Genomic DNA, 13,035 nt, shown 5'->3' on the forward strand with positions numbered 1-13,035 from the left:
GGGCCGTATCTGACCCCGCGTTGGTTGGTTTTAGCGCGAGTGTGCCAACAGCTCCTGCAGGCCACGCTTGAAACCGGACCGGCCGCCATGGGCCGGGTGCCTGATCTTCGGTACGTCCAGGCCGCCGCGCAGCAGGCTGTGGTGCGCCACATTGCCCACGGCCACCACGGTTTCGATGGAAAACGCCTCCATCAGCGCCTGCCAAAACGGAGTTCCCAGTGCAGCCTCGGAAGCCCTTGGCGTGCGGTTGGACAGCGGCCGCCCGGGCACGTGGGTGTGCCACGGGTAGGCGCTCCACAGCAGGGGCAGGAACTCCAGCTCGGCCAGGACCTGCCACATCACCGTGGCCGTCGGTTCCGCGGCTATGCCTTCGGAGTCTGTCGGCAGCGCGTACCCCTTCCCCGGCCCAAACAGGCCAAACTCGTTGGCGGGGCCTTCGAACATGGTGCGGTTTGTGAAGGGAACTCCGGTGATCCTCATGCCCCGGAATCCCGGCGCTTCGCCCAGCAGCAGCACGTCCGGGCGCCGGTCCAGCATTTCCTGCAGATAGAGCTCAAGGTTCCGGCGGCGCAGGGCATTGCCGGCAGCGGCAAAATCAAAAAAGTTCTGGCTGTCCGGCCCGGTCTGCACGGACGCCAGCCTGTCCACGAAGGCCCGGATCGCGGGATCGGCCATTCAGGGCGCTCCTATGGAGGGGACCAGCCCTGCTTCCTTCAGGCCCAGGTAGATCTTGTCCCGGGAGATTGGCAGCTGGGAGAACCTCACGCCGGTGGCGTTCCGGATGGCGTTCGCGAGCGCCGGCGCCACCGGATTGAACGGGCTCTCGCTCATGGACTTCGCGCCCAGCGGGCCCAGCTTGTCGCTGGTGTCGGCGAAGTACACCTCGCTGCGCGGCACGTCGGCGAAGGAGGGGACGTGGTACTGCCGCAGGACGTCGGTGGTGACGCGGCCGGCGTCGTCCACTTTGATCTCTTCGTAGAGCGCAGAGCCGAGGGCCTGCGCGATCCCGCCTTCGATCTGGCCGCGGCACTGGCGCGGATTGACCACCACGCCGGCGTCGGCCGCCTGCACGCTCTGCAGGATCCGCAGCTCCCCTGTCCCGGTGTTCACGGCCACCCGGAAGCCCTGGACATTGAACGCCACCGAACGCGGCGTCCCGGCCCAACGCCCCTCGGCGGCGAGCCCGACGCCGGCCTGCTCCGCGGCATCGTAAATTTCCGCCAGGGGCACCCGGGTTCCCTCGCAGACCACGGCGTCCCCGTCCAGCACGCAGCCCGAGGGCGGCACGCGGCGGAGGCCGGCGGCGAAGACGCGGATGCGGAGGGCGAGGTCCTCTGCGGCGGCCAGCGTCGCTTTGCCGGCCACCACGGTGCCGGCAGATCCGAACGCACCGGAATCGTGGTCCACCAGGTCGGTGTCGGACTGCCGGACGGTGACTCGGGCGGCGGAGGTGGACAGCGCGGTGGCCGCGAGCTGCGCGTGGACGGTGGTGGTGCCGTTGCCGAATTCTGCCGTCCCGACGTCGGCGGCGTAGGTCCCGTCGGGCAGGAGCCGGAGCCTGGAGTGGGCAAAGTGGCCGCGTGGCGGAACGGTGTCGATCATGGACAGGGCAGTCCCCTCCCCGACCACCCAATCCGGGCCCAAGCTGTCGGGGCCGGCCGCGCGGAAGCGTTCCCGTCCACGGGCCAGGGCATCCTCCACCAGCTTCGTGCACTGGTCCAGGCCGTAGCTGCCGTAGCGGACGTCCTCTTGGGGCTCGTCGCTAATGGACAGCATGTCGTCGCCTTCCCGGACCATGTTCCGGCGGCGGAACTCCAGGGGGTCCATGCCGATCCCCGCCGCGAGCTCGTCGATGCCGGATTCGATCGCGAAGATCATCTGGCTGAGCCCGTAGCCGCGGAAGGCGCCGGACGGCACGGTGTTGGTGTACACGGCGTGGGCGTCCACTTTCTTGTTGGCGCACTTGTACACCGCCAGCGACTCGCCGCAGCCGTGGAACATGACCCCGGTGGCGTGGTTGCCGTAGGCACCCGTGTTGGTGAGCACCTCCAGCTGGAGTGCGGTCAGCCGGCCGTCGCGGCTGGCGCCGGCCTTGAGATGGATGGTGAAGGGATGCTTGGTGGTGGCGGCGGTGAACTGTTCGGTCCGGGTGAATTCAAGCTGCACGGGGCGGTTCAGCTTCAGGGCGGCCAGCGCCACGACGTCCTCGGTGAGCACCTCCTGCTTGCCGCCAAAACCCCCGCCCACCCGTCCGGCCACCACCCGGATCTGCTCTTCCGGCAGGCCGAATACCCGGCCCAGGGTCCGCCGCACCAGGAACGGGACCTGGTTGGAGGTACGGATCAGCAGCCGCCCGTCACTGCCGAAGGAGGCGATGGAGGCATGGGTTTCGAGTGCCATGTGCTGCACCCGTTGGGTCCGGTAGGTGTGTTCGTGGATGAAGTCCGCCGCGGCGAAACCGGCCGACACGTCGCCGAGCTCGGAATGCAGTTCCGCCACGACGTTCCGCTCCGGCCGGCTGATCCGGGCCGTGGTCGCGTCCTTGTCCCCATGAAGGGCGGGGGCGCCGGGGAGCATGGCGTTCTCCGGGGTGAAGACGGCGTCCAGCACGTCGTAGTCGACTTTCAGGGCGCGCACGCCTGCCTCCGCCGCGGCCACCGTCCCGGCGACGACGGCGGCGACCCGCTGGCCGATGAAGCGCATCACGTCGTCGAACACACGGGTATCGTCCGGGTCATCTGTGTAGAGCTCATGCTGCGCGGTCGAAAACAACTGCGCCGGGGAGTCCTCATGGGTGAGGACCGCCGCGACGCCGGGAATCGCCAGCGCGGCTGCTGCGTCGATGGAGCGGATCCGGGCGTGGGCATGCGGGGAGCGAAGCAGCTTCACGTGCAGCAGCCCGGGCAGCTCTTCGGCCGGGACGTCCAGGGTGTAGCGGGCCCGCCCAGTGACGATGGCGAGGCCGGCCGGCGCGGGAACGTCGTCGCCCAGTTGTCCGGGGCGCGGCTCCGGCCGGCCGGGCCCCTCGGATGAGGTGGCCGGGCCGGAGGCGGCCGGGGCGGAGGTGACCGGGTGGGAGGTGGTCGGGTGGTTCCCCGTCCCGCAGACGGCGTCCTCGATGGCCGTGTACCCGGTGCACCGGCACAGGTTGCCCTTGAGGTTCCGCGGCAGGTCCGCCTTCTGCCCGTCATCGAACGTCGCGGCCGTCATCACCATGCCGGCCGTGCAAAAACCGCACTGGAAGCCCTGCCGGTCCAGGAACTGCTGCTGCATCGGATGGAGCGCGGCGCCGTCGGGGTCATCAGCTCCGCCGGAGGCGCTGGCGGCAGCCAATCCTTCCACCGTGGTGACCGCGCGGCCTTCCGCGCGGACGGCGGGATATATGCAGCTGTGCACCGGGACCCCGTCCACGTGTACCGTGCAGGCGCCGCAATCGCCGGCGTCGCAGCCCTTCTTCACGCTCAGGTTCCCCTGCTCGCGAAGGAACGTGCGCAGGCACTGGCCGGGACGGGGTTCGGCCTGCGCCGGGACGCCGTTGATCTCGATTCTGCTGTGGAACTCGATGGTCATGTTCAGGCCCCTTCCGTCCGGGACCCGGCGCCCCGGGACTCTGTCCGCGGCGGCTCTGTCCGCGGGGGCTCCGTCCGCGTGGAATGGGCCCGCGGCGGCCAGAAGTCACCGGAGACGCGCAGCGGACCGCGGCCTGCCGGCGCGGTGAGTTCGGCCCTGATTTCATGGGCCAACCGGTACGTCATGTCCTTGCGCCAGGCGGGCAGCCCGTGGACGTCGTCGTGGTACAGCTCATCGGGGATCGCGGCATCCAAGGCCTCGGAGAGAGGATCAGTGAGGGAGTCGGCGAGCGCCGCCGCGGAGGGCAAGAGGTGCAGCTGCACCGGGCGTTTGGTGGCTGCGGTGACGGTCAGGACCAGGGCGCCGTCGGCGTCGAGCCTTCCGATCAGCAGCACCGCGGACCTGCCCAGGTTGCTCAGCGACAGCCGGCGGAAGGCAACCCGGGAGGACAGTGCCGCCGCCGGCAGGCTCACACTGCGAAGGAGCTCGCCGGGAGCGAGGCAGTTCGTTCCGTCGCCCGTGACGAACTCCAGCACGGGGAGCGTGCGGCGGGCACCGCCGGGGCCCAAAATGGTGGCCGTGCCGTCGAGGGCCGCGCAGAGCGAGATCATGGGCCCGGCCGGCAGGGAGGTGCACAGGTTGCCGCCCACCGTGGACATGGTCCAGACCTTGAAGGAGGCCACAAAGGACTCGCAGCAGGGGCGGATGAGCGCCACGCCGGGCCAGTCCCCGGCCAGTTCCCGGCCGGGGACCGACTCAGGGAACGCAGACAGTTGCGCGATGGTGCAGGTTGCCGCCAGCTCGATGCCGGCCGCCGAGACGGCCAGGGGTGTCCAGTCCGTGGAGCCGAGGTCCAGGAGACGCCGGGGCGGTTCCGGTCCGGCGTCGGGGCTCCCGGAGGAGAAAAGCACAGTGCCCCCCGCGAGCCAGGCGTCGCCCTCGCGCCACTGCGCCGGATCCGCGGTGCGGACCACGGCCTCGACGGTGTTCAGGTCCATGGGGCCTCCTGGGGTTGCAACGTGCCGGCGCTAATACTCGGTCCGGGACTCGAGCGAGTTCCAGGCGGTGAAGGGATCCAGGGCTGCGGGGGCTTGCGGGCCGGTCAGTTCCAGCCTGCCCACCGGCATGAGCGCGCCGCGCTGATCGTTTTCGAAGTATTCGTAGAAGACGGCGTCATCGAACCCCGCGGACGCGGCATCGTGCCTGTCCGCGGCGAACACCACGCGTGACACCCGCGCCCACAGCGCGGACGCCAGGCACATGGGGCACGGCTCGCAGCTGCAGTAGAGTGTGGCTCCGCCGAGCTCGAAGGTGCCAAGTTCGCTGCAGGCCCGCCGGATGGCCGTGACCTCGGCGTGGGCCGTGGGATCGTTGGCGGCGGTGACGCGGTTGGCGCCTTCGAACGCCTGCCCGTCCGCCGTGACCACCACGGCGCCGAACGGCCCGCCGCCGTTCAGGACGTTGGCCATGGCCAACTCGATGGATCTCGCCAGGAACTTCTGGGCCGTATCGGTTGTCGTCATGCTGCCACTCCCTGCCTGCGGAAGCCGGTACACCGTAGCGGGAGCGCGAGGGCCGGATGCGACGGTGACTGTCTTCAGCATGTGCCTTGAAGGTTGCGCCTGGTAGATAGCTTCCCGGGTCCGGGCTGCCCGCCGTTGGCAAGATTGAGAGTAGCACCGGGGCTTCCGCACGGCGCGCCCTATTGGGTGGATGCCTCATTTTCGTGATGTGAAATCTCCATTTCCGGGTCTTCACGCCAACCCCGGGCCATCCCGGCCACCCTCGATTTTTCGAAAAGTGATGTACACCAAGCCGGGGTCCGGCTACGCTTGGTCCCACTTCGTGGCCCGGAAGTCGTGGCCAGGCCACGTAACCTGGGAGCAGCAGGCAGGGTCGTAATGAGCTGGCATCAACTGATGTCGGCTCTTTTTTGTGGACGGACGGAACAAGAAACGCGCGGGAAACGGCGCTTAATTTCTATGCGGGACTGTGGTGCCGCATACCTGAAGTTGGGAATCAGACCATGAGCAACAAGATCGTCCTCGGCCAAAACCAGTACGGAAAAGCCGAAGTCCGGGTCGTTAAGATCACCAGGGATACCCGCCGCCATGAGATCGAAGACCTGAACGTCACCTCGCAGCTGCGCGGCGACTTCGCGGCGGCCCACCTCGACGGCGACAACAGCCACGTGGTGGCCACAGACACCCAAAAGAACACGATCTACGCCTTCGCCCGGGACGGCATCGGCTCCCCGGAAGCCTTCCTGCTCCGGCTCGGCAAGCACTTCACCTCGAACTTCGACTGGGTCACCGGCGGCCGCTGGGCGGCCGAGGCCTACAAGTGGGACCGGATCCAGGCCCACGGGTCCGGGCACCACCACTCCTTCGTCCGCAACGGCCAGGAGGTCCGCACCGCGGTCCTTGTCCGCGACGGCAGTACCGAGCACCTCATCGCCGGGCTGAAGGACCTCACCGTGCTGAAGACGACCCAGTCCGGGTTCAGCGGCTTCCCGCGGGACAAGTACACCACCCTCCAGGAAACGGCCGACCGCATCCTCGCCACGGACGTCTCGGCCCGCTGGCGGTTCAGGACCGGCACCGACTTTGGCGCGTTCGACTTCAACAAAAGCTACGAGGACGTCAAGGCCCTGCTGCTGGAGGCTTTCAGCGAAAAGTACTCCCACGCCCTGCAGCAGACCCTCTTCGACATGGGGGCCAAGGTCCTGGCAGCGCACCCCGAGATCGACGAGATCAAATTCTCCATGCCCAACAAGCACCACTTCCTCGTTGACCTCGCGCCCTTCGGCCTCGACAACCCCAACGAGGTCTTCTTTGCCGCCGACCGCCCCTACGGCCTGATCGAGGCCACGGTCCAGCGTCAAGACACCAGCCCCGCCGACATCGCCTGGCACGGGATCGCCGGCTTCTGCTAACGCCACGCACCGCCGGGACCTCCGCCGCCGGCGGTGCCTAGGAGTAGTGTGAGCGGCCAAAGAGAAGTGTGAGCGGCCCAGGAAGGACCAGAAATGACTCTCGTCGTCACCGATCCCCACCCCGTCGACCGGGCCGGAGAAATCCTCACCCCGGAGGCTCTCGCCTTCATCGAAGAACTCCACCTCCGCTTTGCCGGAACCCGCGCCGAGCTGCTCAAGGCCCGCGCCCGCAAGCGCGAGCACGTGGCCCTGACCGGCCGCCTGGACTTCCTGCCGGAGACCGCGGAGATCCGCGACGCCGACTGGAGCGTGGCTCCGGCGCCTGCGGCCCTGCAGGACCGCCGGGTCGAAATGACCGGGCCGGCTGCCCCGGCCAAAATGGCCATCAATGCGCTGAACTCCGGCGCGAAGGTGTGGCTCGCCGACCTCGAGGACGCCAGCACGCCCACCTGGTCCAACGTGGTCGAATCGATCCTCAACCTCCGGGACGCCGCCGACGGCACGCTGAAATACACCTCGCCCGAAGGTAAGGAATACACGCTGCGCAGCGACGCCCCGCTCGCGGTCGTGGTGACCCGGCCACGCGGCTGGCACATGGGCGAACGGCACCTGCTGATCGGCGGGGACCACACCATCGGCGCCCTGGTGGACTTCGGCCTGCACTTCTTCCACACCGCCAAGCGGCTCGTGGCAAACGGTCACGGACCCTACTACTACCTGCCCAAGATGGAGAGCCACCTCGAGGCCCGGCTGTGGAACGAGATCTTCGTCTTCGCCCAGGACTACGTCGGCATTCCGCAAGGCACCATCCGCGCCACCGTCCTGATCGAGACCATCCCGGCAGCCTTCGAAATGGACGAGATCCTCTTCGAACTCCGCGACCACGCCTCCGGCCTGAACGCCGGCCGCTGGGACTACCTGTTCAGCATCATCAAGTACTTCCGCGACGCCGGTGCGAGCTTCGTGCTGCCCGACCGCGCCACCATCGCCATGACCGCACCGTTTATGCGGGCCTACACCGAACTCCTGGTCAAGACCTGCCACCGGCGCGGCGCCTTTGCCATGGGCGGCATGGCAGCGGTGATCCCCAACCGGCGTGAACCCGACGTGACCGCCCAGGCCTTCGAGAAGGTGCGCGCGGACAAGACCCGCGAGGCGAACGACGGCTTCGATGGATCCTGGGTGGCCCACCCGGACCTGGTGCCGGTCTGCCGCGAGGTTTTCGACGCCGTCCTGGGCGGGCGGCCCAACCAGCTGGACAGGCAGCGCCCCGAGGTCAGCGTCACCGCCGAGCAGCTGCTGGACATCCGTTCCGCCCAGGGCCAGGTGACTGAGGCCGGCCTCCGGCTGAACCTCTACGTCGCCGTCGCGTACACCGCCGTCTGGATCTCCGGCAACGGCGCCGTCGCCATCCACAACCTGATGGAGGACGCGGCGACGGCGGAAATCTCGCGGTCCCAGGTCTGGCAACAGATCCGCAACCGTTCGGTGCTGGCCGACACCGGCCGGACCGTCACCCGGGAGCTGGTGTCCGCCCTCCTGGCCGAGGAAACCGAGAAACTCCGGGCCGAGGTGGGCGAGGACGCTTTCGCAAAGCACTACCTGCCCGCCAGCAAACTCATCGGCGGCCTCTGCCTGTCCGAGGACTACACCGATTTCCTCACCACGCCGGCGTACGAGCTGGTGGACTGAAAGCATGGCAGCCTCCTCGGCCAGCGCGGGGCAGCATCCACCGGGCCGTCCACCAAGCCATTCACCGGGCCCTTCGCCAAGCCGCGGCACGGTGACGCCGGCCCTCTCGGCGTCGGACCTCGCCCGGATCGATGCACGGCTCGCGGACACCGACCGGCTGCTGGAGCGTGGCTACCCGGGCGACGACGGCTCCCGCCAGCCCGTGCACACCGTCTACGTACCGGCCGACCGTTTCAGCCCGGACTTCACCGCGGACTGGGGCGCCCAGGCCCTGGCCGCGGTCGAGGCCCGGGGCGGGCTGGAACAGCTCGGCATCCTGCTCGGCCAGGACTCCGAGCTGGCCGCCGCCGTCGCGCCCCGGGTCCGGACCAAGCTCTCACACGAGCCGATCGAGGACCTCCGGCTGGACTTTGAGGACGGCTTCGGGGACCGGGGCGACGACGCCGAGGACGGCGCCGCTGTTGCCGCGGCGTCCGCCGTAGCCGCCGCCGTCGCCGCCGGAACCGCGCCGCCGTACATCGKGATCCGTTTCAAGTGCTTCGAGGCCGCAACCCGCGCCCGGGGCCTGCGGACCCTGGATCTTTTCGTGTCGCAGCTGGCCGCGGCCGGCGAACTCCCGGACGGGCTCATCCTCACCCTGCCCAAGGTCACCACGGTGGCGCAGGTGGAAGCCATGGCCTTCGCCGTGTCCCGCCTCGAGGAAGTCCACGCACTCGCCGCCGGCAGGCTCCGCTTCGAGGTGCAGGTGGAAACGCCGCAGCTGATCCTGGGCCCGGACGGAACCTCGCCGGTGGCGCGCCTGCCGCACGCAGTGCCCGGCAGGATCAGCGGGCTGCACTACGGCACCTACGACTACTCGGCATCGCTGCAGATCTCCGCCGAATACCAGTCCATGGAACATCCCGTGGCGGACTTCGCCAAAGAAGTCATGCAGCTTGCCGCGGCAGGCACCGGGATCCGGCTCTCCGACGGCTCCACCAACATCATCCCGGTGGGCGGAAACGTGGAGCAGGCCTGGCAGCTCCACGGCCGGCTGGTCCGCCGCTCGCTGGAACGCGGCTACTACCAGGGCTGGGACCTCCACCCGGCGCAGCTGCCCAGCCGGTTCGCCGCGACCTACGCCTTCTACCGGCAAGGGCTCCCCGCCGCCGCTGCCCGGCTCCGCCATTACGTGGAACAAACCGCCGGCGGCGTTCTGGATGAACCCGCCACCGCCCGCGCCCTGGCGGCCTTCCTGCTGCGCGGCGCCCAGTGCGGCGCCGTCGGTCCCGACGAAGTCCTGGCGCTGGCCGGCGTCGGGCTCCCCCAACTCAGCGCCTTGGCCCATCCCCGGCGGGCCGCCACCTCCACCCCCTCAGCCAAAGGAACGCACCCATGAGCAACTACTTCTACCCTGAGGGCGGGCTTCCGCCGCAGACCCAGCTCCTGACCGACCGGGCCGTGGTCAAGGAGGCCTACACGGTCATCCCGAAGGGCGCGCTCCGCGACATCGTCACGAGCAGACTGCCCGGCTGGACCAACACCCGCGCCTGGATCATTGCCCGGCCCATCGCCGGTTTCGCCACGACGTTCGCGCAGCTGATTGTCGAGGTGGGACCAGGCGGCGGCGCGGAACAGCCCGAGCCGGAGGCCGGCGTCGAAGGCGTCATCTTCCTGACCAAGGGCGCCCTGGCACTGACCCTTGAGGGGGAAGTCCACAAACTCGGAGAGGGCAGCTACGCGTACCTCGCCGCGGGGGCCCAATGGTCCGTAGCGAACGAGTCCGGGGAGATCGCCAGCTTCCAGTGGATCCGGAAGGCTTACGAGCCGCTGCCCGGCTACACGGCTAAATCCTTCGTGACCCGCGACCAGGACGTCGAACCGCGGGCCATGCCCGGCACCGACGGCGCCTGGGCCACCACCCGCTTCGTGGACCCGGAGGACCTCGCCCACGACATGCACGTCAACATCGTCACCTTCAGGCCCGGGGCCTCCATCCCCTTCGCGGAAACCCATGTCATGGAACACGGGCTCTTCGTCCTGGAAGGCAAAGCCGTCTACCGGCTCAATGACGACTGGGTGGAGGTGGAGGCCGGCGACTTCATGTGGCTGCGCGCCTTCTGCCCGCAGGCCTGCTACGCCGGCGGTCCGGGCAACTTCCGGTATCTGCTGTACAAGGACGTCAACCGCCAGATCCGCCTGACGTGAGACCGGAGCCGGGAGCACTTGTGGCACGGGCGATCCTTGCTAGCCTGATGCTGTGAGGTACGAATCCATGTGGATCGGAATGCTCCTTGGCGCGGCCCTCGGCTACGCGATCGGGGTCACCACCGTCGACAAGCCGTTCACGGGCTTGCTGATCGGCGTGGCGCTCGGCGCGCTCGTGGGCCTGGCGGCCCGGAAGGACCCCAGGAAACGGTAGGGATGGCCTCCGCCGGGAGCCCGCAGCCCAGCCCCGCCCCGGCGCACCACCCCTTGGCTCTCCAACCACCGGGATCCAGCTCCCGCCCTCACCGGAAGAAACCCGCAATGACGTACACCGTGAACTGCTCCATCCTCCTGACGGAGCTCCCCCTCCTGGAACGCCCGGCCGCGGCGAAGGCCGCCGGTTTTGACGCCGTCGAATTCTGGTGGCCCTTCGAGGCCTCCGTCCCCGCCGACGCCGAGGTTTCCCGGTTTGAGAACGCCATCGCCGACGCCGGCGTGCAGCTCACGGGCCTGAACTTCAACGCGGGCGACATGCCCGGCGGCGACCGCGGCCTGGTCTCCTGGCCGGCACGCTCCGCCGAATTCCAGGACAACATCGACGTCGTCGCCGGGATCGGTGAACGCCTCGGCTGCAAGGCCTTCAACGCCCTCTACGGCAACCGCATAGACGGCGAATCCGCGCAGAGGCAGGACGCCATTGGCGCCGAGAACCTTGCGACGGCGGCTGCCGGCGTCGCCAGTATCGGCGGCACGGTGCTCCTGGAACCGGTCAGCGGCGCACCACGCTACCCGCTGCTCAAGGCCCAGGACGCCTTCGATGTCATCGCCCGGGTCAGGCGGGAATCCGGCGCGGAGAACATCAAGTTCCTCGCCGACTTCTACCACCTGGCAGTGAACGGTGACGACGTCGCCGCCGTCATCGAAAAGCACGCCGGGGACTTCGGCCACATCCAGATCGCCGACAACCCCGGCCGCGGGGCTCCGGGAACCGGGCAGCTTCCGCTCGGCGAATGGGTCGCCCGCAGCCGCGCCCTCGGCTACCAGGGCTACATCGGCCTGGAATACAAAGAACCGGCGGAGACGGCGTTCAGCTGGGCCGTCCGCCAGGGCGTCGGCGGCTGATCCATTCACCTAGGCTTCCCCGGAAAGGAGACGCTCCGTGCCTGAAGACACCTACGACGTCGTCTTCCGCGGCCGGCAGGTGCTGACCACCGCCGGCGTCGCCGCGCGGGAGGTCGGTATCCGCGACGGCGTGATTGCCGCGATCGAGCCGCTGGGCACCGGCCTGTCCGGCCGTGAAGTCATCGTTCTCGGCGGCGACGAAACCCTCCTGCCAGGCCTGGTGGACACTCACGTGCACGTCAACGAGCCCGGCCGCACCGAGTGGGAGGGCTTCGCGTCCGCCACCCGGGCAGCAGCGGCCGGCGGCGTCACCACGATCATCGACATGCCGTTGAATAGCATCCCGCCCACCACCACGGTGGCGGCCCTGAAACTTAAGCGCGAGGTGGCCGAGGGCCAGGTGTTCGTGGACGTCGGTTTCTGGGGCGGAGCCGTTCCGGGCAACAAGCATGAGCTGCGTCCGCTGCACGACGAGGGCGTCTTCGGCTTCAAGTGCTTCCTGCTGCACTCCGGTGTGGACGAGTTCCCGGACCTGGCAGCGGAGGAGATGGAAGAGGACATGGCCGAGCTCAAGTCTTTCGACTCGCTCATGATCGTCCACGCCGAGGACTCCCACACGATCGATCACGCGCCCCGCCCGGGGGGCGACCGCTACGCCACGTTCCTGGCGTCCCGCCCGCGCGGGGCGGAGAACAAGGCCATCGCCGAGGTCATCGAACGGGCCCGCCGGACCGGCGCCCGCGCCCACATCTTGCACCTGTCCTCTTCCGACGCGCTGCCCATGATCGCCGCCGCCAAGCGCGACGGCGTCCGGCTCACCGTGGAGACGTGCCCGCACTACCTGACGCTGACGGCCGAGGAAATCCCGGACGGCGCCACGGCCTACAAGTGCTGCCCGCCGATCCGCGAAGCCGCCAACCGCGAACTGCTGTGGGCCGGGCTTCTGGATGGCACCATCGACTGCATCGTCTCGGACCACTCCCCGTCCACCCTGGATTTGAAGGACCTGGAAAACGGGGACTTCGCCGTGGCCTGGGGCGGCGTCTCTTCGTTGCAGCTGGGCCTGTCGCTGATCTGGACCGGGGCCCGGCACCGCGGCATCGGGCTGGAGCAGGTTCTCTCGTGGATGGCTGCCAAGCCGGCCCAGCTCGCCGGCCTGCGCAACAAGGGCCAGCTGGCGCTGGGGTACGACGCCGATCTCTCCGTGTTTGCCCCGGACGAGGGGTACGTCGTGGACGCCTCCAAACTCCGGCACAAGAACCCCATCACCCCGTACGACGGGAAGGCGCTTTCCGGCGTCGTCCGGCAGACCTACCTCCGCGGCATCCTGATCGACGGCCGGACTCCGACCGGCCAGCTGATCCGCCGCGGCGTATGAGCCAAGTCCGCGTCTGGTCCGCGCCGCATTCGGTTTTCTGCCCCGCTTCGGGACGAAGGCTCCTCGGATCCGCGGTGCGGTGGTCCGGTTCCGCCGCAGCCTTCCGATAACGCCGCGCTAGAAGAGGGCGCCCGCCACGGCCTGCGTCAGC

The 13,035-nt window shown here is 68.9% G+C and carries 11 protein-coding genes; 7 read left to right on the forward strand and 4 right to left on the reverse strand.

Annotation, left to right across the window (positions count from 1 at the left end; translation table 11 throughout):
• Positions 1-30: 30 nt before the first annotated feature.
• From AC1DXI_RS11315 to AC1DXI_RS11330, 4 genes are read right to left on the reverse strand one after another with little or no spacing between them, the layout of a single operon-like run.
• Positions 31-675 (reverse strand): uracil-DNA glycosylase, encoded by a 645-nt coding sequence (locus tag AC1DXI_RS11315; RefSeq protein ID WP_476938694.1) that lies wholly within the window; start codon positions 673-675, stop codon positions 31-33.
• Entirely contained in the window at positions 676-3,570 is a 2,895-nt protein-coding gene (locus AC1DXI_RS11320; protein WP_476938695.1) for a molybdopterin-dependent oxidoreductase, read from the reverse strand.
• A gap of 2 nt (positions 3,571-3,572) precedes the next feature.
• On the reverse strand, positions 3,573-4,568 hold the full coding sequence (locus tag AC1DXI_RS11325) for an FAD binding domain-containing protein (protein WP_476938696.1): 996 nt from the start codon (positions 4,566-4,568) through the stop codon (positions 3,573-3,575).
• A 30-nt stretch (positions 4,569-4,598) separates the two neighbouring features.
• A complete protein-coding gene (locus AC1DXI_RS11330) occupies positions 4,599-5,093 on the reverse strand; it encodes a nucleoside deaminase (RefSeq protein ID WP_476938697.1) in 495 nt (164 codons plus the stop codon).
• A gap of 503 nt (positions 5,094-5,596) precedes the next feature.
• Between AC1DXI_RS11330 and pucL the strand changes: the two genes are divergently transcribed.
• The 7 genes from pucL to allB all read left to right on the forward strand — a co-directional run bounded on the left by pucL (position 5,597) and on the right by allB (position 12,884).
• Complete coding sequence (gene pucL, locus AC1DXI_RS11335) at positions 5,597-6,505, forward strand: factor-independent urate hydroxylase (protein ID WP_476938698.1); 909 nt, start codon at positions 5,597-5,599, stop codon at positions 6,503-6,505.
• A gap of 93 nt (positions 6,506-6,598) precedes the next feature.
• The gene (gene aceB / locus AC1DXI_RS11340; RefSeq protein WP_476938699.1) at positions 6,599-8,197 is read left to right on the forward strand and encodes a malate synthase A; all 1,599 of its coding nucleotides are present in this window, start codon (positions 6,599-6,601) and stop codon (positions 8,195-8,197) included.
• 91 nt (positions 8,198-8,288) lie between these two features.
• A complete protein-coding gene (locus AC1DXI_RS11345; protein ID WP_476938839.1) occupies positions 8,289-9,575 on the forward strand; it encodes a DUF6986 family protein in 1,287 nt (428 codons plus the stop codon).
• Positions 9,572-10,384 (forward strand): bifunctional allantoicase/(S)-ureidoglycine aminohydrolase, encoded by an 813-nt coding sequence (locus AC1DXI_RS11350; RefSeq protein WP_476938700.1) that lies wholly within the window; start codon positions 9,572-9,574, stop codon positions 10,382-10,384. The genes AC1DXI_RS11345 and AC1DXI_RS11350 overlap by 4 nt, the downstream gene beginning before the upstream one ends.
• A 52-nt stretch (positions 10,385-10,436) precedes the next feature.
• The gene (locus AC1DXI_RS11355) at positions 10,437-10,598 is read left to right on the forward strand and encodes a hypothetical protein (RefSeq protein ID WP_476938701.1); all 162 of its coding nucleotides are present in this window, start codon (positions 10,437-10,439) and stop codon (positions 10,596-10,598) included.
• Positions 10,599-10,705: 107 nt separating this feature from the next.
• On the forward strand, positions 10,706-11,506 hold the full coding sequence (locus AC1DXI_RS11360; RefSeq protein WP_476938702.1) for a hydroxypyruvate isomerase family protein: 801 nt from the start codon (positions 10,706-10,708) through the stop codon (positions 11,504-11,506).
• Positions 11,507-11,543: 37 nt separating this feature from the next.
• Positions 11,544-12,884 carry an allantoinase AllB gene (gene allB, locus AC1DXI_RS11365; RefSeq protein ID WP_476938703.1) on the forward strand — a complete coding sequence of 447 codons (1,341 nt, stop codon included), beginning with the start codon at positions 11,544-11,546 and terminating at the stop codon, positions 12,882-12,884.
• Positions 12,885-13,035 lie beyond the last annotated feature (151 nt).

The sequence above is a fragment of the Arthrobacter sp. P1_H7 genome, from assembly GCF_056405215.1.